Consider the following 26,241-nt stretch of genomic DNA (forward strand, 5'->3'; position numbering starts at 1 on the left):
AATCTTGCTTGAACGAATTTCCGCGGCGTGGGTCAATACGCAAAAATCCCATTGCTGGATCCTTGCCGTTCCTATGATTCTCCAAGGCCCCTGTCGGCCCGACCTGCTGCTCGCAGAGACGCTGCCCGACATTCTGGAAGCCACGATCCGCCGGCATCCCGCCGCCGTCGCCATTCATTGGCTGGATCACACTCTCACCTACGACATACTCGGCCAACGCGCCGATCTGGCCGCGCATCATCTGATCGAGGCTGGCGTGCGGCCCGGCGATATCGTGGGCCTGTGCCTGCCGCGCGGCGCCGACCTGCTGGTGATGCAGGCGGCCATCGCCAAGGCGGGCGCGGCCTGGCTGCCGTTTGAATCCGACACGCCGGCGGACCGCATGCTGGTCTGCCTGCAGGACGCGGGCGCTCGCGGACTGGTCGCGGGCGCCGAGGTCCGGCTGGACGGCATGGTCACCTGGACCACCTGGGCGCTGTCGGAGCCGGTCGAGGGCGTTTTGCGCAGGCGGGAAGGGCTGCTGCCCGAGCATCCCGCCTACGTCATCTACACCTCGGGCTCCACCGGCAAGCCCAAGGGCGTGCCCATCAATCACGCCAGTATCTGCCACTTCCTGCGCAGCGAAAACGCGGTGCTGGGCGTGCGCCACGAAGACAAGGTCTACCAGGGTTTCTCGGTCGCCTTCGACATGTCGTTCGAAGAGATCTGGATCAGCTATCTGGTCGGCGCGTCGCTGTGGGTGGCCCCCAAGATGCTGACCACGGACCCGGAAGGCCTGCCGGACGCGCTGGTGCGGGAGGGCATTACCGTGCTGCACGCGGTGCCGACCTTGCTGGCGCTGTTCGCGCGCGACGTACCCGGTTTGCGCATCGTCAACCTGGGCGGCGAGGTCTGCCCGGACTTCCTGGTGCCGCGCTGGGCCACGCCCGGGCGGCGCCTGTTCAATACCTACGGCCCCACCGAGACCACGGTGTCCGCCAGCCTGGCCGAACTCCTGCCCGGGGAGCCCGTGACCATAGGCACGCCGCTGCCCAACTACGGCATGCTGGTGCGCGGCGAGGACGGCGCGGTGCTGCCGCAAGGGCAGGTGGGCGAGCTGTGCATCACCGGTCCCGGCGTGGCCGGCGGCTATCTGGGCCGGCCCGAGCTGACGGCCGAGAAGTTCCTGGCCAATCCGCGCCCGGCTGGCGATTACGACACCCGCATGTACCGCAGCGGCGACCTGGCGCGCATCGATGAACACGGGCAGATCCACTGCCTGGGCCGCAGCGACGATCAGGTCAAGGTGCGGGGTTTCCGGGTCGAACTCGGGGAAATCGAAGCCGCGCTTTACCGACTGCCGGGCGTGGGCGCCGCCGCCGTGGTGCTGCGCGATCTCGCGGGCATCGAGCAACTGGTGGCCTTCCTCAAGCCCGAGGGCGAGGAGCGGCTGGACCCGCACGCGATGCGCGCCGCGCTGGGCGCGGACCTGCCCGCCTACATGATTCCGGCGCGCTTCGAGCTGGTGGCCGACGTTCCCCGCCTGACCTCGGGCAAGATCGACCGCAAGGCGCTGAAGGCGCGCGAACTGGAGGCCGTGTCCGAGCCCAGCGGCGAAGACGACGTGCCCGTCACGGCGGGCGAGCAGGCCTTGTTCGACGCCTTGCGTCCACTGTTCCCAGGGCAGCCGCTGCGGCTGGCCAGCGACTTCTTCCGCGATCTGGGCGGCCACTCGCTGCTGGCCGCGCGTCTGGTGTCGTCGCTGCGCAAGCATCCGCATTTTTCCGCGCTGACCATGCACGAGCTTTACCAGCACCCTGTGCTGGGGACGCTTGCGGCCCGGCTGGACGCGCTGGCCTTGGCCGAAAATGCCGCGGCCCAACCGGCGGGCGTCGCTGGGACTGGCGCCGATCCGGCGCCCGCGCCTGAGTGGCGCCGCTGGACTTGCGGCCTGGCGCAGTTGGCGGCCTTACCGCTGCTGATCGGCGTACGCATGCTGATCTGGCTGACGCCGTTCTTCACTTACCACTACTTTACGGGTGACGAGGGCGACTCCGTCTTGCGCGCGGTGGCCCTGTCCATCGCCAGCTACCTGGCCTGCAATCTGTTGAGCTTCGGCGTGGCCGTGGCCTGCAAGTGGGGAATTCTAGGGCGGCTCAAGCCCGGCAGTTATCCGATGTACGGCTGGCTGTTCTACCGCTGGTGGCTGGTGGACCGGGTGATGGACATTCCGCCCGCGCATCTGCTTGCCGGATCTCCGCTGCAGGTCTGGTATCTGCGGGCGCTGGGAGCGCGCGTCGGCCGCGATGCGGCCATCAGCCGAGTCTCCGTGCGCGCGCCCGACCTGCTGTCGGTGGGCAACGGCGTGAGCATCGGCGCGGCGGTCAACCTGGAGAATTTCTCGGTGCGCGGCGGCGAGTGGACGGTTGCGCCGATCACGCTGGCGGATAACGCCTACATCGGTTCCTATTCGGTGCTGCAAGGCGACGTGGCGATGGGCGAGGGCGCGCGGCTGGACGGGCTGTCTTCGCTGGCGCAGGGGGACCGCGTGCCTGCGGGCCAGATCTGGAGCGGGGCGCCTGCGCGCCACGATCCGCAGGCCCGCGCTCCCGAATTGCCGCCGCGGCCGCAGCGCCAGGGCATCTGGAGCCGGCTCGACTGCATGGCCTATGCGGCCGGCGGCACGCTGATCGCCGCGCTGTTCTTCATGCCGGTGTTCCCGAGCTTCGTGCTGATCGACTGGATCGACGCGCGCTGGCTGGACCTGATGGGCGCGCGCGTACCCTGGCCGCAAGCCTTCCTGAGCTATCTGCTGCTGGCTTTGCCTGCCAGCGCCTTGCTGCTGATGCTGACGGTGCTGGTATCGGCGCTGCTGCGTTGGACGCTGTTGCCCCGTCTGGCCAGCGGCCGCTGGCCGGTGTATGGCCAGATCTACCTGCGGCGCTGGTTGACCAACCAGATCCAGGAATCGAGCCTCAGCGTGCTGCACGGCCTGTACGCTTCGATCTACGCGGGCAACTGGTACCGCCTGCTGGGCGCGAAGGTCGGTCGCGGCACGGAGATTTCCACCGCCATGGGCGTGGTGCCCGACATGCTGACCCTGGGCCGCGACAGCTTCATCGCCGACGGCGTGATGCTGGGCGACGAGGAAATCGACGGCGGCTGGATGACCATGCGGCCCACCGTCATCGGCAACCGCAGTTTCGTTGGCAACGGCGCCTACGTGCCGGACGGCTCGGTGCTGCCCGATGACGTGCTGATCGGCGTGCAGAGCCGCGCGCCGGCCAACGCCCGCATGGCCAGCGGCCAGACCTGGCTGGGCAATCCGCCGCTGGCGCTGCCGGCGCGCGAGCAGACGGCGGGCTTTCCCGCGCACCTGACGTTCCGGCCCAGCCTTGGCCGCAAAGTGCTGCGGGGCGGTGTCGAGGGCATGCGGATGATCCTGCCGCTGGCCGTGGTGATCGCGGTGGGCTATCTGACCGTGATGAAGGTCATCCCCATGGCCGCGCGCGAAGGCTTCGTCGCCGCGTTCGACGAGCTGATGCTGGCCGGCGTGCTGTATGGCGTGGGCGCCTTCCTGTTCCTGGTGGCGCTGAAATGGGCGCTGATCGGCCGCTACAAACCGCGCGCCGAGCCCATGTGGACGCCGTTCGTCTGGAAGAGCGAAGCGGTCACCAGCCTGTATGAGTCCATCGCCGTCCCGAACTTCTTCAACTTCCTGCGGGCCACGCCCTGGCTGCCGTTGGCCTTGCGCTGCATGGGCGCCCGCATCGGCAAGCGCGTCTTCATGGATACCACCGACATCACCGAATACGACTGCGTGTCGATCGGCGACGACGCGGTGCTGCACGCCTGGTCCGGGCCGCAGACCCATCTGTTCGAAGACCGCGTGATGAAGATCGGCATGGTCCGCATCGGCGATGCCGTCAACGTCGGGCCCCGCAGCACCATCCTGTACGACACCCGGGTCGAAGCGGGGGCGCGCCTGGGGCCGCTGACGCTGGTGCTCAAGGGCGAGGCCATTCCGGCGGGCCAGGCCTGGATCGGCAGTCCCGCCACGCCTTGGACGCAGCGGTGACCGGACCGCTGAGGCTGACCGGGGAGGGCGCCCCGGTGGAATTGTGGCTGCTGCACCTGCCAGCGTCCCGGCCAAGGCAGCGCCAGGCCGCCCGGGATTGGCTGGCCGCGGAACTGGCGCGGCGCGACCCGCAAGCCGCGCCCGGTTGGACCGAAACGCCCAAGGGGCCGAGGATGCCCGCGGGCGCGCGCTGGAACAGTTCCTTCTCTTACTATGGCCCCTATATCCTCTGCGGCCTGTCCCGGCTGGGCCTGCCGGGCGTGGATCTGACCGGCGCGCAGTCGTGGACGGGCGATGCGGACGTTATCAGCCTCTATTGCGGTCCGCGGGCTGCCGCCGAGCTGGCCGCCAGTCGGCCGGCGGCGCGGGCGGACGCCTTCGCGCGCGCCTGGAGCGCGCTGGAGGCGCGCCTGAAAGCCTGCCGGCGGGGACTGGAGGAATACTCCCCGGAGCGAGAGCGCCATCTGGCCGCCGCCCGCATCACCTGCCAGCTGCAGCACCAGGGCCTGTGGGTGGCCGCCGCGCTCTGCGGCGGTGCGTCAGGCGCCAGTCAGGAGGCTTGATCGCAGGCCGCCTGCGCTATACTTTGAAGGTTTTGTTGCCGCGCACCATGCGCAGGCATCTCGCCCCGCAGGCCCCCAGCATGCCCTTGCCACCGCCGGACTATCCTCGCCAACCATTGCACACGCGTTCCATACGCGTGCAGTCGTATGCGCGCGAAGACGGGCTCTGGGACCTGGAAGCCGAGCTGATCGACGTCAAGGCGTACGATTTCCCCAAGCGCGACGGCGAGATGTTCAAGGCCGGACAACCCATCCACCACATGCATCTGCGCATCACCATCGACGAGAATTTCGCGATCGTGGCGGCGCAGGCCGTCTATGACGCCGCTCCCTACGGCGAGCATTGCATGGCCATCGAACCGGCTTACACTGATCTGATCGGCATGAACCTGCTCAAAGGGTTCCGCCGGCAGGTCAAGGAGCGGTTCGGGCACGTGGAGGGCTGTACGCACATGACCGAGCTGTCGCAGGTGCTACCCACCGCGGCAGTCCAGACCATGGCCAACCGCCGGCGGCAGGAAAACAACCCGAACCGGCGTCCATTCCAACTGGACGGCTGCCACGCGCTAAGCACCCGCGGCCCGGTGGTGGCTGAGCACTATCCCAAGTGGTACACCGGGGGTAGCGCTGAGGCATCGGCCGATTCGTCCTCCGATTCACCTTCTTTTTCTCATACGTCCTGACAGGTAACACATGAAAATCCACGAGTATCAAGGCAAGGAACTGCTGAAGCAATTTGGCGTCCCCGTGCCGCGCGGGATTCCCGCTCTTTCCGTCGACGAGGCCGTGGCTGCCGCTGAAAAGCTGGGTGGACCGGTGTGGGTCGTCAAGGCACAAATTCACGCGGGCGGCCGCGGCAAGGGCGGCGGCGTGAAGCTGGCGCGCTCGCTGGACGACGTCCGCAAGCTGGCCTCGGAAATCCTGGGCATGCAGCTGGTCACGCACCAGACCGGCCCGGAAGGCCAGAAGGTCCGCCGCCTGTACATCGAAGACGGCGCCGACATCCAGAAGGAATACTACGTGTCGCTGGTCACCGACCGCGCCACCCAGAAGGTTGCCTTCATCGCTTCCAGCGAAGGCGGCATGGACATCGAGGAAGTGGCCCACTCCACTCCCGAGAAGATCATCACCGAATACATCGACCCGCTGACCGGCCTGTCGGCCGAGCAAGCCACCAAGATCGCCAACGCGATCGGCCTGCCCGCTGACTCCACCGCCCAGGCCGTGGACGTGTTCCAGAAGCTCTACAAGTGCTACATGGACACCGACGCCTCCCTGGTCGAAATCAACCCGCTGAACCGCGACAGCAAGGGCAACATCATCGCCCTGGACGCCAAGTTCAACTTCGATCCCAACGCCCTGTTCCGCCACCCGGAAATCGTCGCCTACCGCGACCTGGACGAAGAAGATCCGGCTGAAATCGAAGCCAGCAAGTTCGACCTGGCCTACATCCAGCTCGACGGCAACATCGGCTGCCTGGTGAACGGCGCCGGCCTGGCCATGGCCACCATGGACACCATCAAGCTGTTCGGCGGCGAGCCGGCCAACTTCCTGGACGTCGGCGGCGGCGCCACCGCCGAGAAGGTCACGGAAGCCTTCAAGATCATGCTCAAGAACAAGAGCGTGAAGGCCATCCTGGTCAACATCTTCGGCGGCATCATGCGCTGCGACGTCATCGCCGAAGGCGTGATCGCTGCTTGCAAGGCCGTCAACCTGAACGTGCCGCTGGTCGTCCGCATGAAGGGCACCAACGAAGAACTCGGCAAGAAGATGCTGGCCGACTCCGGTCTGCCGATCATCAGCGCCGACACGATGGCTGAAGCCGCCACCCGCGTCGTAGCCGCCGTCAAGTAAAGAAAAATCCAAGGATTCACAAATGTCGATTCTGATCAACAAGGACACCAAGGTCATCACCCAGGGCATCACGGGCAAGACGGGCCAGTTCCACACCCGCATGTGCCGTGAGTACGCCAATGGCAAGGCCGCTTTCGTGGCCGGCGTGAACCCCAAGAAGGCGGGTGAAGACTTCGAAGGCGTGCCGATCTTCGCTTCGGTGAAGGACGCCAAGGCTGACACCGGCGCCACCGTGTCCGTCATCTACGTGCCGCCCGCGGGCGCCGCTGCCGCCATCTGGGAAGCCGTCGAGGCCGAACTGGATCTGGTGATCTGCATCACCGAAGGCATCCCGGTCCGCGACATGCTGGAAGTCAAGAACCGCATGAAGGCCAAGGGCAGCAAGACCCTGCTGCTGGGCCCGAACTGCCCGGGTCTGATCACCCCCGACGAAATCAAGATCGGCATCATGCCCGGTCACATCCACCGCAAGGGCCGCATCGGCATCGTCAGCCGTTCGGGCACCCTGACGTACGAAGCCGTGGCGCAAGTCACCGAGCTGGGCCTGGGTCAATCCAGCGCCGTCGGCATCGGTGGCGATCCCATCAACGGCCTGAAGCACGTCGACGTGCTGAAGATGTTCAATGACGATCCCGACACCGACGCCGTCATCATGATCGGCGAAATCGGCGGCCCGGACGAAGTCAACGCTGCCGAATGGGCCAAGGACAACATGAAGAAGCCGGTCGTCGGCTTCATCGCTGGTGTCACCGCTCCTCCCGGAAAGCGCATGGGTCACGCCGGCGCGCTGATCTCCGGCGGCGCCGACACTGCCGACGCCAAGCTGGAAGTCATGGAAGCCTGCGGCATCCGCACCACGCGCAACCCGTCCGAAATGGGCAAGCTGCTCAAGTCGGTGCTGTAAAAAGCGCCTGGCCGCTCGTCTGGACGCTGCTTGCGTCCGGCGTGCGGCCTGCTGGCGGAAGTCCCGCTCCCGGCGTCAAACCCCTGGCTCCCGGCGGCTGGCATCCGCCAACCCAAGCCCGCTATGGCGGGCTTTTTTTCGTTTTTTTCCGCAATCCTAGGGAAATCCCGCGTCCATGGCGCGGCCTGGCAAACATACGGAAAGCTGAACGAAACTATAATGAAAGAAATTCCACGCGTACCAAGCAAGAATGCCGCCGGGCTCGCACCAAGGCGGTCAGTACGATTTTTTTATCTTTTTTTCACCCATTCATTTGGTTCGTCCTAGGGGGATCACACCTAGGAAAGAGAGGCATGGAACTCAGTTCAGCGGCATTCTGGATAGCGTTGCTCCAGATCATTTGGGTCAACATTCTGCTATCGGGCGACAACGCCGTGGTTATTGCGCTGGCGGCGCGTTCGCTGCCTCCGGCCCAACAGAAAAAAGCGATCGTGGTCGGCTCCGCCGCGGCGATCATCATGCGTATCGTGCTGACGCTGGTAGCGGCCAAGCTGCTCCTGCTGCCGTGGCTCAAGCTGATCGGCGCGCTGCTCCTGGTCTACATCGGCGTGACGCTGCTGTTGCCCGAAGGCGAGGAAGATGGCGGCGGCAAGACGCAAGGCAATCTGCTGACCGCAATCCGCACTATCATGATTGCCGACCTGGTCATGAGCCTGGACAACGTGGTGGCCGTTGCCGCCGCCGCCATGGGCGACACGACCTTGCTGGTGTTGGGCCTGGCCATCAGTATTCCGCTGGTCATCTTCGGCAGCACGCTGCTCCTGAAGGTCATCGAGCGCTTCCCGGTCATCGTCTGGGTGGGCGCGGCGCTCCTGGGTTTCATTGCTGGCGAACTGCTGGTGGGCGATCCGGCCCTGGAAGAACCCGTGGCGCGCATCGATGCGGCCCTGGGAATCACGCAGCATAGCTTTGCGTTGATGACGGGCGTGCTGGGCGCGGTGCTGGTGCTGGCTATCGGTAAAGTTTTGCTGATGCGCCAGAAAGCTGACTGAAAGCTGAATTATACTAATAAGTTGTACTGAATAAGCTCGCCGCGCCATGCGCGGCGAGCCTTGCCGGACCGGGACCGGCCACTCTTTTCATAATGCCTTCGGGGGTTCATAGTGCTTGAGTTTTTCCAGACGCTGAGTTGGACAGCGGTATTCCAGATCATCCTCATCGACATCCTGCTCGGCGGCGACAACGCCGTCGTGATCGCGCTGGCTTGCCGCAATCTGGCGCCCAAGCAGCGCATGCAAGGCATTCTGTGGGGTACCGCGGGCGCCATCATCCTGCGCGTGGTTCTGATCGCCTTCGCCCTGACGCTGTTGTCGATTCCCTTCCTGAAGGTCGTGGGCGGCCTGCTGCTGGTCTGGATCGGCGTCAAGCTGCTGATTCCCGAGGATGATGCCCATGGCAACATCAAGGGCGGCACATCCATCGCCGCCGCGATCAAGACCATCATCATCGCCGACTTCGTGATGAGCCTGGACAACGTGATCGCCATCGCCGGCGCCGCCCAGAACGCCCACGCCGACCATCAGATCGGCCTGGTCGCCTTCGGCCTGATCGTCAGCGTGCCCATCATCATCTGGGGCAGCACCCTGGTGCTCAAGCTCATCGACCGCTATCCGCTGGTGGTTACGCTGGGCGCGGCACTGCTGGGCTGGATCGCCGGCGGCATGCTGATCACCGACGTGGTTGTCGAACGTCAATTCGGCGTACAGCCCACTGCGGTTAAAATCGGCGCAGAAATCATTGGCGCCTTGCTCGTTGTTGTCCTTGGACGGTGGCTGGCAAGCCGCAAAACCGCTTCCAAGGAATCAGCACATGAGTCTGCGTAGATCCACCGATCCCCAGCAATCCGAATCGGGCCTGAGCCTCCTTCAGGGCCTTTTCGTGCTGGCCATCCTCGGGGTGGTCGCGACGGTCATCGTCTCCAATTTTGTTTGATGCCGTCTCGTGTCTCTACCGCAACGCCTGGTCATCGCGACCCGCGCCAGCCGGCTTGCCCTGTGGCAAGCCGAGCATGTGCGCGACCGGCTGCGCACGCTGTACCCGGCGTGCGCGGTTGAGCTGCTCACCCTGACGACCCGAGGCGATCAGATCCTCGACCGCACGCTCTCCAAGGTGGGCGGCAAGGGTCTCTTCGTCAAGGAACTCGAAAACGCGCTGCTCGACGGGCGCGCCGATCTGGCCGTGCACTCCTTGAAGGACGTGCCGGTCGATCTGCAAGCCCCGTTCGAGCTTTGCGCCGTCCTCGATCGCGCGGATCCGCGCGATGCCTTCGTCTCCAATACCCATGACTCGCTGGCCGACTTGCCGGCGGGCGCCGTCGTAGGCACGTCCAGCCTGCGCCGCGAATCGCAGATCCGCGCGCGCTATCCCGAGCTGGTGGTCAAGCCTTTGCGCGGCAATCTCGACACCCGCCTGGGCAAGCTCGACAAAGGCGAATACGACGCCATCGTGCTGGCTGCGGCTGGCCTGGAGCGTCTGGGTCTGGGATCGCGCATCCGCAGCCTGCTCGAACCGGAAGACAGCCTGCCTGCCGCCGGGCAGGGCGCCCTGGGCATCGAGATCCGCGACGACCGCGACGAAATGCGCGCCTGGCTGGCCCCCTTGATCAGCGCCGGCACCACCTCCTGTGTGGTGGCTGAGCGCGCGGTGTCCCGCAAGTTGGGCGGATCTTGCCAGGTGCCCCTGGCGGCGTATGCCGAGATCGCCGGCGGCACTTTGTCGCTGCGCGCGCTGGTGGCGTCGCCCGACGGCGTGCGCATGGTCCATGCGGCCCGCAGCGGCCCGGTGGGCGAGGCCCAGGCGATCGGCGAGGCCGCGGCGCAGGCGCTGCTGGACGCGGGCGCGCAGGACATCCTGCGCGAACTGCTGCAAGACCCGCCCAGAGCCGACTGATGGCCATGGCGTCCGCTGCCGCCGAACCGCCGCGGGTCGCCATCCTGACGCGGCCCGAAGGTCGCAACGAGGCGCTGGCCGACCGCTTGGCCGGCGCCGGCTGGACGTCCTGCATCCTTCCCGCCCTGGAAATCCAGGCCTTGCCCGCCGCCGCGGGCGGGCCGCCGCGCCCTGCCGACTTCGACATGGTCGTGTTCGTCAGCGGCAACGCGGCCAAGTTGTACTTGGAACAGTGGGCACAGGCCGACGGGGCGGCTCCCTGGCCGGCTGGCGTCATCGCCGCAACGGTCGGGCCGGCCAGTGCCCAGGCCTTGCGCCTATCCCCCTGTTTTGGCGTGAATACAACAGTTTTGCATCCCCCCGAAAGCGCGCCCAGTCACGACTCCGAGGCGCTCTGGGAGGTTTTGCAGGGGTTGCCGCAAATGCCCGCCCGCGTGCTGCTGGTGCGCGGCACGCAGGGCAGGGACTGGCTGGGCGACAAGCTCGAGGCGCACGGCGCTGCCGTGACGCGCCATGCCGCCTATCTGCGGCGCCCCGCGAGCTGGGGCGCGGACCAGGTCGCCAGCCTGCGGCGCTGGGCTGACGCGGGCGTTCCAGCCACCTGGCTGATCACCAGCGGCGAGGGCGCTGAGGCGCTGCGGGCCGGCCTGGACGCGGCCGGGCTGGCGGACTGGTGGGCGCGGTGCCGCTTCGTACTGACGCATCCCTCCTTGGAACGCCGTCTGCCACAGGCCTGTCATGAAGGCGGGGCGCGGCCGATGGTAAAAATCTGCTTGCCCAACGACGAGTCGATATTCCAGGCTTTTGTTGCTGCTTGATTCGTTGCATCGGACTGACACCGAATACAATCGCGTCATGACAGACAAGACTCCCGCTACCGATCCGGTCGTTCCGACGGCCGCCCCGGGTGCAAGCGCGCCCGCATCGGCCCCGGCCGATTCCGTCAAGGCCCGTCCGGCCAAGCGCGGCAGTGGCCCGTTGGTCCCCGCCCTCATCATCCTCATCCTGCTGGCAGCCGGCCTGGGTTACGCCCTCTGGATGCAGCGCACCCAGTTCGTGTCCGCCGGCCGCGAAGTCGCCACGCGCCTCGAAACGCTGACCGCCGACCTGGCGCAGGCCCGCAAGGACACCCGCGAGGCCCTGGCCCTGGCGCAAGCCCAGGCCGGCCGTGTCGGTGAACTCGAAGACACCGTGCGCGAAACGCAAAGCCAGTACAGCGCCCTGCAACTGGCCTGGCAGAACTTCAACGACAGCGCCAGCGACGAACTGCTCGCCAACGACGTCGAACGCCTGCTGACCATTGCCAACCAGCAACTGCGCCTGGCGGGCAATGTCTCCAATGCGATCGTGGCGCTGGAAACGGCGCAATCGCGCCTGGCGCGCGCCGACCGCCCGCGTTTCTCCAGCCTGCAGCAATCCATCAACGGCGACCTGGACCGCCTGCGCGCCGTGTCCACCGTGGATATCCCCGCCCTGTCGGCCCGCATCGACCGCCTGGTGGCGCTGATTGGCAAGGCGCCCCTGCTGGTGCCGGACGCCGCGGCCCCGGGCGTGGCGCCCGCCGGCGAAAGCGCTCCGGCTGCCGCGCCGGCGCCCGCGGTCGATCCGCTGGCCGGCCTGCCGGCCGACGCGCCCTGGTGGCAGCGCTGGCGCGCCGAAATGGCCTCCTGGCCCGGCCGCGCCGGCTCCGCGCTGGCGCATGAACTGGGCGGCCTGATCACGATCCAGCGCGTGGACGAGCCCGCTGCCTTGCTGCTGTCGCCCGAACAGGCCGACCAGGTGCGCGGCACGCTGCGCCAGCGCCTGCTGACCGCGCAACTGGCCATGCTGATGCGCCAGCCCGCCGTCTGGAAGAGCGAACTCGACAACGTCGGCGTCACGCTCGCCAAGTATTTCGACGGCCGATCCCCCGACACCGTCGCGGCCCAGACCCTGGCGCGCGAACTGGCGCAGACCGACATTGCCGTGCGCATGCCGGAAGTGGCCGACAGCCTCAACGCCGTGGCCGCGCTGCGCGCCGCAGGCTTCAAGACCAGCGGACAGGACTGAGGCTTATGCGTACCTGGTTCTGGACTCTGCTGCTCGCCGTCATCGCCGTCGCCTTGGCGGTGGTGCTGCGTTCGCACTCCGGCAACGTGCTGTTGCTGGTCTGGCCGTGGCGCATCAGCATGTCGCTGACGCTGGCGGTCCTGCTGATCGTCGCGGCCTTCATCGTGCTGTACGTGGGCCTGCGCCTGCTGGCATGGCTGCTGGCCATTCCCGACCGCGTGCGGGCCTGGCGCGGCAAGCGCGCCCAGGCGCGCGACCACGAACTGCTGGAACGCGGCTGGATCGGCCTGCTGGAAGGGCGCTACACCACCGCCGAAAAAGATCTGACCAAGCTGCTGGACCAGACCAAGGTCCAGACGCGCCGTGTGCTGGCGGCCTTGTCCGCCGCCCGCGCCACGCATGGCCTGGGCGAGTTCGACCGCCGCGACCGCCTGCTGGCGATCGCGCAGGAACAAGCCGGCACGGACGCCGGCCTGATCGAAGCCACTGCCACCGTGTCGGCCGACATGCTGCTGGACCAGGGCCGCGCCGAGCGCGCGCTGGCCGTGCTGGAGCCGCTGGCCGACGGCGGCGCGCGCCATCTGCACACCATGCGCCTGCTGCTGCGTGCGCACACCGCCTTGCATCACGACGAACAAGTCTTCACGCTGGCGCGCGGCCTGGTACGTCGCAATGCGCTGGCCCGTTCCGAAGCCGATCAGTTGATCGACGCCTCGGGCGCGGCGCGTTTGCGCGCCGCCGCCGCGGGCGGCAGCGATGCCTGGCGCGCCATCTGGAAGGATCTGAAGGCCGAGGAGCGCCTCCTGCCGGAAATCGCGCTGGCGGGCGCGGCGGCGTTTGAGGCTGCCGGCGAAGCCAGCGAGGCCGCGCGCGTGCTGGAAGCCGCGGTCGCCGTGAAGTTCAATCCGGCCCTGGTGGCCGCCTACGCCCGCTGCGAAGCCGAACAAGTCTCGCGCCGGCTGGCCCGCGCCGAGACCTGGCTGCAACAGCGTCCCACCGATCCGGACCTGCTCACCGCGCTGGGCATGCTGTGCCTGAACGGCCAGCTCTGGGGCCAGGCCGAACGCTATCTGCTGCGCAGCCTCAGCCGCCGCAGCGATGCGCAGACGCATGCGCTGCTGGGCAGCCTGTATGACCGCCTGGACCGTCCCGCCGACGCGGTGCGCCACTGGCGTCTGGCAACGGCGGCCAGCATGGCGCTGCCGGTGCTGGCGGCGGATGCCGCCTTGCCGGCAGCGGACACCGGTTCCGATCCTTATCGCGTGGACGCCGAAGGCGGCTATGCGGTGGGTCTGTCCGACGTCGACAGCGACGACACCGAACTCGGCGGCGATTACCCCGCGTTGCCGCCGGCCGTGGCGGCCTCGGCCTCCGACTACGTGCTGGATCCGGACGCCCGCGTGAACAAAGAACAGCGCGAGCGCGCGCTGGCTCCCGAGGACGCTCCGTTGGCCGGCGGCAGCACCTCCGACATCGACGAGTACTTCGACAGCGCCCCCATCCCGGCGGCGGCTTTCGATGATCCCGTGCCCACGTACGCGCCGGCTACGCCCGCAGGGTCCAAACCCGCGCCGGCCGCCGCGCCCGTGCCGGCTACCAAGCCGCCGTTCAAGGACGACGGCTCGATTTGAACAATCCTTCAGACACACAACAAGGTTGAATCATGAGTCTTGATCGCGTCTCCCCTGGCAAGAAGCTGCCGGAAGACTTCAACGTCATCATCGAAATCCCCATGAACGCCGACCCGGTGAAGTACGAGGTCGACAAGGACACGGGCGCGATTTTCGTTGACCGCTTCATGCTGACCGCCATGCACTACCCGTGCAACTACGGCTACATCCCGCAAACCCTGTCCGAAGACGGCGACCCCGCCGACGTGCTGGTGCTGACCCCGTTCCCGATCCAGATCGGCGCGGTGGTGCGCTGCCGCGCCATCGGCGTGCTGGAAATGGACGACGAGTCGGGCGGCGACGCCAAGCTGTTGGCCGTGCCGATCGAAAAGCTGTACCCCCCGTACCGCAACATCAAGTCCTACGAAGATCTGCCGGCGGAAGACATCTCCCGCATCCAGCATTTCTTCGAGCACTACAAGGACCTGGAAAAGGGCAAGTGGGTCAAGGTCAAGGGCTGGAAGGGCCTGGACGCCGCGCACGAGGAAATCGTTCGCAGCGCCGAGCGCTACAACAAGGCCTGATCTCAGGTCTGGACCTGGCCGGCTTTTTTTTTGCCGCCGGGCCGTCCCAAGGCAAAAACGCCCCCTCGGGGGGCGGCAAGCCGAAGGCGCGGCGTGGGGCTATTTTGACCTGGCTGGGGTCTTGATGCGGCGCGGCCGCGACGGCATGATGCCGATCGCCGCCGCGCCGTTGCTTTGCGGGGCCTGCAGATTGCGCGACACCTGCGCGGCCGCGATCTGGATGCGCGCCTGCAGTACCTCCAGCCGCTCGGCCGAGGTGCGCGCTTCCGCGGCGATGAATACCAGGCTGCCCACGACCTTCTGTTCGGCGCTGAAGATGGCCGAGCCTATGCCTATCAACCCCGGGTCGACCTCGCCATGCGACACGTACACCCCGGCCGCGCGCAGGCGCTTGAGGTTGGCGCGGAACTCGTCCCAGTCCTCTCCCAGCCCGGCCTCGCGGATTTCCGCGGCGTGCCACAGCATCAGGTTGCGCAGCTGATACGGCGGCAGGTTGGCCAGGATGGGCTTGGCGGTGGCGCCATGGAACATGGTGTAGGGACGGCCGCGCGCATAGCTCGATTCGATGGAATCGTCGGTCCAGTAGCGGTCCACGCACATGACCTTGTCGCCGTAGTAGTTGCACAGCATCAGGTTGGCGTGCAGCTCGTCGCCGGTGGCGCGCATGACGTCACGCGCCGCGCGCATCAGCGGATCGTGCTGGCGCAGGTGGCGGTCCAGCTCGATGATGCGCGAACCCAGCACATAGGCGCCGCCCGAGGTCGGCGCCAGCAGCCCGCTTTCGGTCAGCGACTTGAGGTAGCGGTAAGCCGTGGCGCGCGAGCAGTCCAGATGCGCCATGACGTCTTCCTGGAACGCGGCGGTGGTGTCGTCGCGAAAGAGGTCGAGGATGGACAACATGCGGTCTGGAGTGCTCATTGCGGGAGGGCGCGCCTAGTGAATGTGGAAGCCGCCATTGACGTCGACCACGATGCCGGTTGAGTAGGAGGACAGGTCCGAGGCCAGGAAAAGTATGGCCTGGGCGACCTCGGCGGGCGAGCCGAAGCGCTGCAGCGGAATGCCCTGTTTGAGTTCTTGTTCCCAATTTTCGCCGAATTTTCCCAGCGTCATGTCCGTTTCGATGATGCCGGGCGCCACGCAATTGGCACGCACCCCGCGCGGCCCCAGCTCGCGGGCCAGCGCCTTGGTGAAACTGATGACGCCGCCTTTGGACGCCGCATAGTGCGAACCGCCCAGGAGACCGCCGCCGCGCAGGGCGGCGGTGGAACCCAGGTTGACGATGGCCGGGCGCCGCGGGCTTTGCAGCAATTCGGGCAGCGCCGCATGCGTGACGTTGTAGGTGCCGGTCAGGTTCACTTCCACCATGCGGCGGAACTCGTCCTCGGGCAAATCCCAGATGCGCGTGGCCGCGACGATGCCGGCGTTGTTGACCAGCACGTCGATGCCGCCGAGCGCTTCCCGGGCGCGCGCGACCGCCGCCTCGCAGGAGGCCGAGCGGGACACGTCGCAGTGCAGGTCGATGCGGCCCGCGGCCAGTGCCGCGTTGGCCCCCTCCGGATAAGCCTGGTCCAGCACCGCGACCGTGGCGCCCTGGGCGATGAAGAGCTCGACGATGGCGGCGCCTATGCCACGGGGGTTGGCGCCCCCCGTGACAATGGCGCGCTTGCCGGCCAGCAGTCCAAGCGCGCCGTCCATCACGATTTCACCAGCGGGCAGGCGCCGTCCTTGAGCGGACGGAAGGCCTGTTCGGCCGGAATCTTGCGCACCAGGTTGTAGTAGTCCCAGTCGCGCTTGGATTCTGAGGGCTTCTTGACCTGGAACAGGTAGAGGTCGCGCATGATGCGGCCGTCCTCGCGGATGCGGCCGTTCTCGGTCATGAAGTCGTTGATGGGCGTCTCATGCATCTTCTTCAGCACCGGTTCGGAAGCGTCCGTGCCTGCGGCCTTGACGGCATTCAGATAGTGCATGGTGGCGCTGTAGTTGCTGGCCTGGACCATGGACGGCATGCGGCCGGTGCGCTTGAAGTAGCGCTCGGACCATTGCCGCGACTTGTCGTCCAGGTCCCAGTAGAAGGGTTCCACCAGGTTCAGGCCCTGCGCGTATTCCAGTCCCACGCTGCGCACGTCCACGATGCTCATGAAGAGGGCGGCCACGCGCTGCTTGCTGCCCATGATGCCGAATTCGAACGCCTGCTTGATGCTGTTGATGGTGTCGCCGCTGCCGTTGGCCAGGCCGATCACCTGGGCCTTCGACGCCTGCGCCTGCAACAGGAACGAGGAGAAGTCCGCGCTGGCGATGGGGTGGCGCACGCTGCCCACGACTTGGCCGCCCTTGGCCTTGACCACTGCCATGGCATCGCGTTCCAGCGAATGTCCGAAGGCGTAGTCGGACGTGATGAAGTACCAGCTCTTGCCGCCGTCTTCCATGACGCCGTTGGCCACGCCGGTGGCGTAGGCGTAGGTGTCGTAGGTCCAGTGCATGCCGTTGGGCGAGCAGGCCTTGCCGGTCAGGTCGGCGGAGCCTGCGCTGGTGAAGATGACCACGCGCTTCATCTGGCGGGTCAGGTCCTGCACCGCCAGCGCGATGGCGGAGTTGGGCACGTCCAGGATCAGGTCCACCTTGTCGTTCTCGTACCAGCGGCGCGCGGTCGCCACGCCGATGTCGACCTTGTTCTGGTGGTCGGCCGAGATCACTTCGATGGGCTTGCCCAGCACGGTGCCGCCGAAATCCTCGACGGCCATCTTCACGGCTTCCACGCCGAACTTGCCGGACAGGTCGGCCATCATGCCGGACTGGTCGCCCAGCACGCCGATCTTCACGACGTCATCGGACACCTGGGCCTGGGCGGATACGGACAGGGCGCCCAGCACGCAGGCGGCCAGGCTGTTCTTCAAACGGGTCTTCATGGGTATGTCTCCTCGGGGGCTAGTTTCTGTGCGCGCCATCCTGTGCCGGACGGTCGCGCCGGGGCCGCTTACTCCAGCGTCTGGCCGGCGTAGGCGTCGATGAACATATTGGGTTTCAGGAAGAAGCTCAGCACCAGGGCGCCGTTGGGCGCGCGCGCCACGTGCCGGTTGCCGCGAGGGCGCCACACGTAGTCGCCGGCGCAGACCTCGCCTTCGGCGTCGACGATCGAGCCTTCCAGCACGAAGGTCTGTTCGACTTCCACGTGCTCATGCAGCGGCAGCTCGGTGCCGGGCTGCCAGCGGAACAGGGCGGTCAGCAAGCCGGTCTCCTTGTCCTGCATCAGCACCTTCATGTCTATGCCTTCCACTTGCGTCGGTTTCCATGGCAGATCGGCAACCTTGAGGAAGCGTGAAGCCAGGGGCGGCAAGGCGTTGGCTGCGGGGCAGCCGGGAGTTTCCAGGGCCATGATGTCTCCTACCAGAACTCTTTATGAGAGATAAAGAAAAAATCTTGTTATTGAGTGTTTAAAAATAGTCGCGTATATTGAGATTTATGTCAATCATGTTTTCGCCGGACGGAAGCATGCAGCGACACAGCCGGGCCAAGAAATCCGGCATATATAAAACCAAGGAGACAAGCTTGAAACACGACTATCTGGACCGCACGTTCGGTCTGGCGGGGCGCGTCGCGCTGGTGACGGGCGCGGCAAGGGGACTGGGCTACGCCATCGCGAGGGCATTGGGGCAGGCAGGCGCCCAGGTGGTAATCAACGATCTGTCCGGCGAAGCCTGCGCCGCCGCCTGCGAGCGCCTGGCGGCCGAAGGCATCAAGGCCCATGGGGCGCCTTTCGATGTCGCCGACGAACAAGCCGTGGCCGATGCCGTCGCGCAACTGGAGAGCGCCGGGCTGGAAATTGATGTGCTGGTCAGCAATGCCGGCAACCAGAACCGCAAGCCCGTGGTGGAGATGAGTTCCGCCGAATGGCAGGCCTTGCAGAACGTGCACGTCAACGGCGCCTTCCATTGCGCGCGGGCCGTGCTGCCCGGCATGGGCAAGCGCGGCTTCGGCCGCATCGTGCTGATGTCGTCCGTGGCGGGGCAGGCCACCATGCCCAATATCGCCGCCTGCGCCACCGCCAAGGGCGCCATCGCTGCCTTCACCCGCGCGCTGGCGGTCGAATACGGCGCCAGCGGCATCACCTGCAATGCGCTGGCGCCCGGCTTCGTGCGTACCGATTTCACGCAGGGGCTGCAGGACAATCCGCAGTTCCAGTCCTTCCTGGCCACGGCGGTGCCGACTGGCCGCTGGGCCGCGCCGGAAGATATCGCGCCTGCCGTGGTCTACCTGGCCTCGCCGGGCGCTTCGTTCGTCAACGGACACGTCCTGGCGATCGACGGCGGCCTGCTGGCCCGCATGTAGGAGCGCGCCCATGAACACCCCAGCGGTCCTGTCCGCGCAGGGATTGGTCAAGCGGTTCGGCGGCTTCAATGCCGTCGACGGCGTGTCCTTGTCCCTGCGCGAAGGCTCCATCCATGCCTTGATCGGCCCCAATGGCGCAGGAAAAACCACCTGCTTCAACCTGCTGACCAAGTTCCTCACGCCCGACGCGGGCGTCATCCATTACCGCGGCCGCGACATCACGGCGCTGGCGCCCGAGCAGATCGCGCGCCTGGGCATCGTCCGCTCGTTCCAGATATCCGCCGTGTTCCTGGGCCTGACGGCGCTGCAGAACATGCGCGTGGCGCTGATGCGCCAGCACGGCGACGGCTGGCGCTTCTGGCGCAGCCGCAGCAGCATCGACCGCCTGAACGGCCGCGCCATGGAACTGCTGGACGCGGTCGGCCTCTCCGGCCTGGCGCACACCACGGCGGCGCTGCTGCCTTACGGCCGCAAGCGCGCGCTGGAAATCGCGATGACCCTGGCGCTGGAACCGGAAATCATGCTGCTGGACGAGCCCATGGCGGGCCTGGGCCAGGAGGACGTGACCCGCATCGCCGCGCTGATCCGGCGCGCGTCCGCCAACCGCAGCATCCTGATGGTCGAACACAACCTGTCGGTGGTGGCGGATCTGTCCGACACCATCACGGTGCTGGCGCGCGGCGCGGTGCTGGCCGAGGGCGACTACGCCACCGTGTCCAGCGACGAGCGCGTCATCACGGCCTACATGGGCTCCGACGAGGAGGCGCACTGAGATGCTGGTTATCAAGGACCTCAACGCCTGGTACGGCGAATCCCACGTGCTGCACGGCGTGGACATGGAAGTCAGGCGCGGCGAGCTTGTCACCATCCTGGGCCGCAACGGCGCGGGCAAGACCACCACGCTGCGCGCCATCATGGGCATCATGGACAAGCGCCGCGGCTCCATCCGCCTGAACGGCCAGGAGACCGTGGGCATGGCGGCACACCGCATTCCGCGGTTGGGCGTGGTGTATTGCCCCGAAGAACGGGCCGTGTTCCGCAGCCTGGACGTGACCGAAAACCTGATGCTGCCGCCGCGCCTGGCCGATGGCGGCATGTCGCTGGACGAGATCTACACGCTGTTTCCCAACTTGCGTGAACGCAGCGCCAGCTCCGGCGGCAACCTGTCCGGCGGCGAACAGCAGATGCTGGCGATCGCGCGCATCCTGCGCACCGGCGCCCAGCTCATCCTGCTGGACGAGCCCACCGAAGGCCTGGCGCCCGTCATCGTGCAGCAGATCGGGCATGCCATCCGCACCTTGAAGGAGCGGGGCTTCACCATCGTGCTGGTCGAGCAGAACTTCCGTTTCGCGACCAAGGTGGCCGACCGCCACTACGTCATGGAGCACGGCTGCGTCGTCGACCAGCTGTCGGCAGAAGAAGCGCGCAACGATCCCGAGCGGATCAAGCGCCGTCTGGGCGTCTGAGGGGAGAGTCCACGTGTTCGAAATATTCGGCGTGCCGTCCACGGCACTATTCGGCCAGCTCCTGCTCGGCCTGATCAACGGTTCGTTCTACGCGCTGCTGTCGATCGGGCTGGCGGTGATCTTCGGCCTGTTGAACATCATCAACTTCGCCCACGGCGCGCAATACACGGCGGGCGCGTTCCTGGCCTGGATGCTGCTGAACTACCTGGGCGTGAACTACTGGGCCGCCCTGGTGCTGGTGCCGCTCATCATGGCCGTGTTCGCCATCGTGGTCGAGCGCCTGCTGATCTCGCGCACCTACCGCATGGACCACTTGTACGGCCTGCTGCTGACCTTCGGCATCGCGCTGCTGATCGAAGGCGGCCTGCGCCAGGCCTATGGCGTATCGGGGCTGCCTTACACGATACCCAAGGCGCTGTCCGGCGGCGTCAACCTGGGCTTCATGTTCCTGCCCTGGTACCGCGGCTGGGCGGTGGCGGTATCGCTGGTGCTGTGTCTGGCCGTCTGGGTGCTGATCGAGAAGACCCGCGTGGGCGCCATGCTCCGCGCGGCCACCGAGAATCCGACGGTGGTGCGTTCCTTCGGCATCAACGTGCCGCTGCTCATCACGCTGACCTACGCGCTGGGTGTGGCGTTGGCGTCGGTGGCGGGCGTGATCGCCGCGCCGATCTACCAGGTCAGTCCGATGATGGGCTCCAACCTGGTGGTGGTGGTGTTCGCGGTGGTGGTGATCGGCGGCATGGGTTCCATCATGGGCGCCATCATCAGCGGCTTCGGCCTGGGCATCATCGAAGGCCTGACCAAGGTGTTCTATCCCGAGGCCGCCAACCTGGCGATCTTCATCATCATGGTGCTGGTGCTGCTGTGCAAGCCCGCGGGCCTGTTCGGCAAGCCCCTGCAGGTGCAGAACGTGCTGGCAGCCGAGGCGACGCGCGAGCCGGTGCAGCTGAGCCGCCGCGGCATGCGCGTGGCAATGGCGGCGCTGGCCGTGGCCGCCCTGGCCGCGCCCTGGTTCATCTATCCGACCTTTCTGATGAAGGTGCTGTGCTTCGCGCTGTTTGCCGCGGCTTTCAACCTGCTGGTGGGCTACGTGGGCCTGCTGTCGTTCGGCCATGCCGCGTTCTTCGGCGCGGCTGCCTACGCGACCGGCATCGTGATGAAGCTGCTGAGCGCCACGCCCGAGCTCGGCCTGCTGGCCGGGGTGCTGACGGGCGGCCTGCTGGGCCTGGCGTTTGGTGCCGTCGCGATCCGGCGCCAAGGCATCTACTTCGCGATGATCACGCTGGCGTTGTCGCAACTGGTCTACTTCATCGCGGTCCAGGCGGGCTTCACCGGCGGCGAGGACGGCCTGCAAAGCGTGCCGCGCGGCAAGCTGTTCGGCATCTTCGATCTTGAAGGCGTGATGCCCATGTATTACTTCACGCTGGCCGTGTTCGCGCTGGGCTACGCCTTCGTGCTGCGCGTGTTGAACTCACCCTTCGGTGAGGTAATCCGCTCGGTGCGCGACAACGAGCAGCGCGCCCGCTCGCTCGGCTACTCCACTTCGCGCTACAAGCTGATGGCGTTCACGCTGTCGGCCTCGGTGGCGGGGCTGGCCGGCGGCCTGAAGGTGCTGGTGTTCGGTGTCGCTTCGCTGACGGACGTGCACTGGCATGCCAACGGCGAAGTAGTGCTGATGGCGCTCCTGGGCGGCATCGGCACGGTGTTCGGGCCGCTGGCCGGCGCCTTCACCTTCGTGTCGCTGCAAAACTACCTGGCGCCGCTGGGCTCCTGGGTGCTCATCGTCCAGGGCGCGATCTTCGTCCTCTGCGTCCTCCTGTTCCGCGACGGCATCATGGGACTGGTCTCGCGGGCCTGGCTGGCGCTTACCCGCAAGAAAAAGGAATCCTGATGTACTTGCATGTCGTAATGCTGCAGCTGTCGGAGGCCGCCGACGGCCGTTTCCATGACCGCGTCCAGGGCTATTGCCAGCGCATCCTGGCCGAGTGCGATGGCGTGGCGGGCTACTCTTTCCGGCCCAACGAGGCCAGCCGCTCTGATGGCCTGACCCATGCCGTGGTGGCGGCTTTCGCGGACAGCCCCGCGCATGACCGCTACCAGGTCTCGCCCGCGCACGAGGAGATGAAGGCCTACATGGCCGGCTTCATCGAGCGCCTGGTGGTGTATGACGGGGAAATTCCTACGTTCAGCTGAATAGCCCGAACCGCGCCCAGCCCCCCGGAAAGGGATAAACTCGCGGATGACTTTTCATCGTCTGGCCGCCCGCAGGGAAGGCCGCCCGCGGTAGCGGGCGCCTCGCGGGGCTGGCTGTTTTCTATTGCCGGATTCCGGCCACGTATTCTTCATAGGTCGAGTGAACATGGACTACGTATTGCCCCCTCAGCCGCCCGTCGCGGTTCCCGTTGCCGGCAGCGCCGCGCTGTTTCCGGTGCGCCGCGTCTATTGCGTCGGCCGCAATTACGCCGAACACGCCAAGGAAATGGGCTTCACCGGCCGCGAGGATCCGTTCTTCTTCTGCAAGCCGGCCGACGCCGTGCTGAGCGTGGCCGACGGCGAAACCGGCAAGATGCCGTATCCGCCCAAGACCTCCAACCTGCACTACGAAATGGAACTGGTCGTGGTGCTGGGCAAGGGCGGCCGCGACATCCCGGTCGAACAGGCCAATGATTGCGTGTGGGGCTATGCGCTGGGCCTGGACATGACCCGCCGCGACCTGCAGGGCGAAATGAAGAAGCAGGGCCGTCCCTGGGAAATCGGCAAGGCCTTCGATCTGTCCGCGCCGCTGGGCCCGATCCATCCGCGCAGCGTCGTCGGCACCCTGGAAAAGGGCGCCATCTGGCTGGACGTGAACGGCCAGCGCAAGCAGTCCAGCGACATCTCGCAGATGCTCTGGAACATTCCGGAAAGCATTTCCTACCTGTCCGGCCTGTTCGAGCTGCAACCCGGCGACATCATCTTCACCGGCACGCCTGAAGGCGTGGGCGCCGTGCTGCAAGGCGACGTGATCACCGGCGGCGTCGAAGGCCTGGGTGAACTGCGCGTCCAGATCGTTTAAAGTACGCCCCGGATCCGTTTTCACCACTTCAGGAGCGCCAGCATGCGCAGCAAGATCGTGCTGACCGCCTTTGTCGTGTTCGGCTTCGTGCTCGCCGGTTGCAACACCGTCGCGGGCATGGGCAAGGACATGTCGAAGGCAGGCAACGCCATTACCAACGCCGCTGACAAGTAATTGCCGGGGGCGGGTTCGAGAAGGCCTGAGCCGGGGATCGCGCCCCGCTCAGGCCTTTGTACGTTCAGGCGCTAAGAAGCAAGGTGTGCTTCGGCGCCCGCTATAAAAACCCTGAGTGAGAAATCGAGTTGCTCAGGCCCGTAGGTGTCGATTCCCAGCGCGACGGCCTGGCGTAGCCGTGAATAGGACTTTCCATCGACCGAGTCCAGCCATTTCTGCAACTGGCGAGGTCTGGTGCGCTCAACCGCCGACCTGGCTTGCCAAATATCCTTCACATGGCCAACGCAGAGGGCGGCAAGCAGCACGGCCAAGCGCACCGAGGCGGCTTCGCTGAAGCCCGCCCGATTCAGCTGTTCGAGCAATTCCTCGGTCGGCAGCAGGTTCCAGCTCATCAACTCGGAATCGTCAAAGCGCAGGTGTTCCGCCAAGCTTCCCATGGCGACGGCTGCGTCGACCAGGTGGGTCGCGTAGGTCCTGCATGCGTCTTGCCATGTGGGCGCGCGAGCGATGTCGGCGCTGCTGAAGCTCGCAGTCAGTGTGTCCTTCGCGACGAGCGCCAGCAGAGTCTGGCGATCTTTCACATGGTAGTTGAGCGCCTTCCGGTCCACATTGAGCGCGTCCGCAAGCGCCTGCATCGACAATTTGTCGTGACCGATGCGCCTTGCCGCCTGCAAGATCCGGGCCAGATCAAGGCCGGCACGTTCTCCTCTTCCGCGCTCAACTTCCCCTAAAACATCTTTTTTCATCGTCTTTTCGGCGTGATGTTTGGTCAACAAGCAGGCCGCCTCAAGCCCCGCTTGTGCGCGGAAAACATGACGCGTCCTGAGGAAAACCCTGCTTGACTGGGGTTCATCGTAACACTAACTTCAACGCCATATTCCCGGCCGGGAATATGGCGTTGAAGAGGCGAGACACCGATCAGCAGGGTGCATCGAACGCTGCCAACAACGTCGTGACCAGCAGAGACTGCACGGAATGGAGGTGGTTCGCCCAGTGATCAACTTTCGAAACCGGTCGGCATGAAATATCTCAATTGGCCCCGGGCTATTGAGACGGCTGCGGACGCTCTATCGGGATGCCTCCTCTCCCCGAATTCTTGCATCGACCATGACCAATGCGTACATGCCCGATTGTTATGTCTAAACAATCCGGATTTTGCGGAGTACGAGCGAGAAATCCGGGATTGAAGGAGGCCGCATGCCAAACCAGATCATCAGTTCGCGCCAGGTCAAAGTGCCGGCGCACTCGCTTGTGTCGATCTTTGCCGCCATGGGGGCGATTGCATGGGACTGCAATGCCTCTGAATCTCGAACGGGGCTCGAGCGCGGAACGGTCGCTCAGCTACGGCCATCATCCGAGTCCTCTGCCGTGGACGCCGCGCCGCAGCCTGCGTCTGATTTTGCGTCTCTTGAGCGCCTGATGGAGCAGGGCGCGCTGGTTCGGATTCCATCGATTCGGGACACGGTGCTGCGTGACGCCGGCGGATTCCGTTCCGATCTGGCGCGGCACGGGATCGGCTTTCAGATCGTCAGCTTGAACTCCGCGGCTTACGACCTCAGGGGCGAAAACCCGAGGACGCATCGCAAGCAGTCGTACAACGGCCAGGTTCCCACGTTCGCGGAGACCCAGCAGCTAGTCCTGACTTATGACCTGGGGCAGCACGGAAACGATCAAAGCCAATTGATTTTCAGCGCCGTGACGGGTCACGCGAGCTGGGCGCCGAAGGGGCCTTCGGCGGACATCGCGCTGAGCCGGCTGGCGTACTTCACCACCTTCAACAACCGTCAATGGGAGTTGAAGGCAGGCTATCTCAGCAATGCCCTGGAGTTCGTGGGCTTGTACGTTGGCGGTTCATTGGCGGTCGGGGCGCAAGGGATGAATTCCATCATTCCCTTTCAGGTCGGCCTGTCACGCCTGCCTTTTGCCACCCCGGGCGTGAATCTGACCTACAACGGATCTGGCGGCTTCTACAACAAGACCGGAATTCAGCGCAGCACCAGCCCCTACGGCGCGGAGGCGGAAGAGTCAGAACACCAGCATGGGCTGAAGTGGAAAACCCCAGGTAGCGGATGGCTGGCCATCAACGAAATCGGAGTAAAGCAACAAGCGAGTCCCGACAATCCCTCGAGATGGTTCCGGATTGGGGGAATATTCAATACGTCCGACTATGCCAGGTTCGATTCCCGCGAGCGTAGTTCGAACAACTACGCGCTTTATGTCGCGGGAGACCAGCAGATTTCGCGGCCGACGCCCAACTCATCTTCCGCGCAGGGATGGTACGCCGGCCTTTCCTTGCACCTGGCTCCCCCGGATCAGAATCTGTACACCAAATTCGTGGAAGCCAGGCTATACACGATAGGCACGTTTCCATCGCGACCCTATGACATGTTGTCGGCCACGGTCACCTGGTCGGATTTCAGCGATACCGCGAAGGACGCCTACGGGAAAAGGGGCGTGGATACGGCGAATTCGAGCAGTGCGGCCATGGTGTCCTACATGGCGCGTCTCTATCCCGGCGTCTATCTGAGCACGGGGCTCAGCTTCATTCGATCCCCGTCATTCGTGCCCGTGGACAAGAACGCCTTGAATCTTCTGGTGGGGCTCAACATGTTCATGTAGGGGCATTCGCGCTTCCTGTGCGAACGCAATC

General features: G+C 65.8%; 26 protein-coding genes. 21 read left to right on the forward strand and 5 right to left on the reverse strand.

Annotated features, from left to right (window positions below; genetic code table 11):
• Positions 1-73 precede the first annotated feature (73 nt).
• From ACZ5YA_RS32180 to ppa, 13 genes are all read left to right on the forward strand, one after another.
• A complete protein-coding gene (locus ACZ5YA_RS32180; protein ID WP_464091728.1) occupies positions 74-4,057 on the forward strand; it encodes a Pls/PosA family non-ribosomal peptide synthetase in 3,984 nt (1,327 codons plus the stop codon).
• Positions 4,054-4,620: a 4'-phosphopantetheinyl transferase superfamily protein gene (locus ACZ5YA_RS32185; protein ID WP_464091729.1), complete on the forward strand. Its 567-nt coding sequence runs from the start codon at positions 4,054-4,056 to the stop codon at positions 4,618-4,620. Before ACZ5YA_RS32180 ends, ACZ5YA_RS32185 begins: the two co-directional genes overlap by 4 nt.
• A gap of 80 nt (positions 4,621-4,700) precedes the next feature.
• Positions 4,701-5,303 carry a DUF2889 domain-containing protein gene (locus tag ACZ5YA_RS32190; RefSeq protein WP_059379336.1) on the forward strand — a complete coding sequence of 201 codons (603 nt, stop codon included), beginning with the start codon at positions 4,701-4,703 and terminating at the stop codon, positions 5,301-5,303.
• 10 nt (positions 5,304-5,313) lie between these two features.
• Complete coding sequence (gene sucC, locus ACZ5YA_RS32195) at positions 5,314-6,474, forward strand: ADP-forming succinate--CoA ligase subunit beta (RefSeq protein WP_059379204.1); 1,161 nt, start codon at positions 5,314-5,316, stop codon at positions 6,472-6,474.
• 22 nt (positions 6,475-6,496) lie between these two features.
• Positions 6,497-7,378: a succinate--CoA ligase subunit alpha gene (sucD, locus tag ACZ5YA_RS32200; RefSeq protein WP_013392545.1), complete on the forward strand. Its 882-nt coding sequence runs from the start codon at positions 6,497-6,499 to the stop codon at positions 7,376-7,378.
• A 353-nt stretch (positions 7,379-7,731) separates the two neighbouring features.
• Positions 7,732-8,430, forward strand: a complete 699-nt coding sequence (locus tag ACZ5YA_RS32205; protein WP_118933340.1) for a TerC family protein — start codon at positions 7,732-7,734, stop codon at positions 8,428-8,430.
• A 111-nt stretch (positions 8,431-8,541) separates the two neighbouring features.
• Positions 8,542-9,261, forward strand: a complete 720-nt coding sequence (locus ACZ5YA_RS32210) for a TerC family protein (RefSeq protein ID WP_059379201.1) — start codon at positions 8,542-8,544, stop codon at positions 9,259-9,261.
• The gene (locus tag ACZ5YA_RS32215) at positions 9,248-9,370 is read left to right on the forward strand and encodes a hypothetical protein (RefSeq protein WP_042792647.1); all 123 of its coding nucleotides are present in this window, start codon (positions 9,248-9,250) and stop codon (positions 9,368-9,370) included. Before ACZ5YA_RS32210 ends, ACZ5YA_RS32215 begins: the two co-directional genes overlap by 14 nt.
• A 9-nt stretch (positions 9,371-9,379) precedes the next feature.
• On the forward strand, positions 9,380-10,327 hold the full coding sequence (gene hemC, locus ACZ5YA_RS32220) for a hydroxymethylbilane synthase (RefSeq protein ID WP_464091730.1): 948 nt from the start codon (positions 9,380-9,382) through the stop codon (positions 10,325-10,327).
• Positions 10,327-11,145, forward strand: a complete 819-nt coding sequence (locus tag ACZ5YA_RS32225; RefSeq protein ID WP_059379199.1) for a uroporphyrinogen-III synthase — start codon at positions 10,327-10,329, stop codon at positions 11,143-11,145. Before hemC ends, ACZ5YA_RS32225 begins: the two co-directional genes overlap by 1 nt.
• 37 nt (positions 11,146-11,182) lie before the next feature.
• A complete protein-coding gene (locus tag ACZ5YA_RS32230) occupies positions 11,183-12,376 on the forward strand; it encodes a uroporphyrinogen-III C-methyltransferase (protein WP_059379198.1) in 1,194 nt (397 codons plus the stop codon).
• A 5-nt stretch (positions 12,377-12,381) separates the two neighbouring features.
• The gene (locus ACZ5YA_RS32235) at positions 12,382-14,007 is read left to right on the forward strand and encodes a heme biosynthesis HemY N-terminal domain-containing protein (protein ID WP_280014713.1); all 1,626 of its coding nucleotides are present in this window, start codon (positions 12,382-12,384) and stop codon (positions 14,005-14,007) included.
• A 32-nt stretch (positions 14,008-14,039) separates the two neighbouring features.
• Positions 14,040-14,570: an inorganic diphosphatase gene (ppa, locus tag ACZ5YA_RS32240; RefSeq protein ID WP_013392552.1), complete on the forward strand. Its 531-nt coding sequence runs from the start codon at positions 14,040-14,042 to the stop codon at positions 14,568-14,570.
• Between the two features lie 99 nt (positions 14,571-14,669).
• Here the strand turns inward: ppa and ACZ5YA_RS32245 are convergent, their stop codons facing one another.
• The 4 genes from ACZ5YA_RS32245 to ACZ5YA_RS32260 all read right to left on the reverse strand — a co-directional run bounded on the left by ACZ5YA_RS32245 (position 14,670) and on the right by ACZ5YA_RS32260 (position 17,943).
• Entirely contained in the window at positions 14,670-15,488 is an 819-nt protein-coding gene (locus ACZ5YA_RS32245; protein ID WP_059379194.1) for an IclR family transcriptional regulator, read from the reverse strand.
• Positions 15,489-15,503: 15 nt separating this feature from the next.
• Positions 15,504-16,265, reverse strand: coding sequence for an SDR family NAD(P)-dependent oxidoreductase (locus ACZ5YA_RS32250; protein WP_280014714.1), 762 nt, complete (start codon positions 16,263-16,265; stop codon positions 15,504-15,506).
• On the reverse strand, positions 16,265-17,476 hold the full coding sequence (locus ACZ5YA_RS32255; RefSeq protein WP_059379190.1) for an ABC transporter substrate-binding protein: 1,212 nt from the start codon (positions 17,474-17,476) through the stop codon (positions 16,265-16,267). The genes ACZ5YA_RS32250 and ACZ5YA_RS32255 overlap by 1 nt, the downstream gene beginning before the upstream one ends.
• A gap of 68 nt (positions 17,477-17,544) precedes the next feature.
• Complete coding sequence (locus ACZ5YA_RS32260) at positions 17,545-17,943, reverse strand: cupin domain-containing protein (RefSeq protein WP_054451069.1); 399 nt, start codon at positions 17,941-17,943, stop codon at positions 17,545-17,547.
• Between the two features lie 173 nt (positions 17,944-18,116).
• On the opposite strand from ACZ5YA_RS32260, the gene ACZ5YA_RS32265 reads away from it, so the two are divergent.
• From ACZ5YA_RS32265 to ACZ5YA_RS32295, 7 genes are all read left to right on the forward strand, one after another.
• Complete coding sequence (locus ACZ5YA_RS32265; protein WP_464091731.1) at positions 18,117-18,896, forward strand: SDR family NAD(P)-dependent oxidoreductase; 780 nt, start codon at positions 18,117-18,119, stop codon at positions 18,894-18,896.
• Positions 18,897-18,906: 10 nt separating this feature from the next.
• A complete protein-coding gene (locus ACZ5YA_RS32270; RefSeq protein WP_054451071.1) occupies positions 18,907-19,668 on the forward strand; it encodes an ABC transporter ATP-binding protein in 762 nt (253 codons plus the stop codon).
• 1 nt (position 19,669) lies between these two features.
• The gene (locus tag ACZ5YA_RS32275) at positions 19,670-20,362 is read left to right on the forward strand and encodes an ABC transporter ATP-binding protein (protein WP_054451072.1); all 693 of its coding nucleotides are present in this window, start codon (positions 19,670-19,672) and stop codon (positions 20,360-20,362) included.
• A gap of 13 nt (positions 20,363-20,375) precedes the next feature.
• Complete coding sequence (locus tag ACZ5YA_RS32280; RefSeq protein WP_059379186.1) at positions 20,376-22,253, forward strand: ABC transporter permease; 1,878 nt, start codon at positions 20,376-20,378, stop codon at positions 22,251-22,253.
• Positions 22,253-22,555 (forward strand): Dabb family protein, encoded by a 303-nt coding sequence (locus ACZ5YA_RS32285; RefSeq protein WP_464091732.1) that lies wholly within the window; start codon positions 22,253-22,255, stop codon positions 22,553-22,555. Before ACZ5YA_RS32280 ends, ACZ5YA_RS32285 begins: the two co-directional genes overlap by 1 nt.
• 166 nt (positions 22,556-22,721) lie before the next feature.
• Positions 22,722-23,417, forward strand: coding sequence for a fumarylacetoacetate hydrolase family protein (locus tag ACZ5YA_RS32290; RefSeq protein ID WP_042792659.1), 696 nt, complete (start codon positions 22,722-22,724; stop codon positions 23,415-23,417).
• Positions 23,418-23,459: 42 nt separating this feature from the next.
• Positions 23,460-23,591, forward strand: coding sequence for an entericidin A/B family lipoprotein (locus tag ACZ5YA_RS32295; protein ID WP_042792660.1), 132 nt, complete (start codon positions 23,460-23,462; stop codon positions 23,589-23,591).
• Positions 23,592-23,662: 71 nt separating this feature from the next.
• Here ACZ5YA_RS32295 and ACZ5YA_RS32300 read toward each other — a convergent pair whose 3' ends face one another.
• On the reverse strand, positions 23,663-24,367 hold the full coding sequence (locus tag ACZ5YA_RS32300; protein WP_118934936.1) for a TetR/AcrR family transcriptional regulator C-terminal domain-containing protein: 705 nt from the start codon (positions 24,365-24,367) through the stop codon (positions 23,663-23,665).
• A 421-nt stretch (positions 24,368-24,788) separates the two neighbouring features.
• Between ACZ5YA_RS32300 and ACZ5YA_RS32305 the strand changes: the two genes are divergently transcribed.
• Positions 24,789-26,210 (forward strand): carbohydrate porin, encoded by a 1,422-nt coding sequence (locus tag ACZ5YA_RS32305; protein WP_464091733.1) that lies wholly within the window; start codon positions 24,789-24,791, stop codon positions 26,208-26,210.
• The last annotated feature ends 31 nt before the right edge of the window (positions 26,211-26,241 follow it).

It is taken from the genome of Achromobacter sp. JCM 18799 (assembly GCF_055395645.1).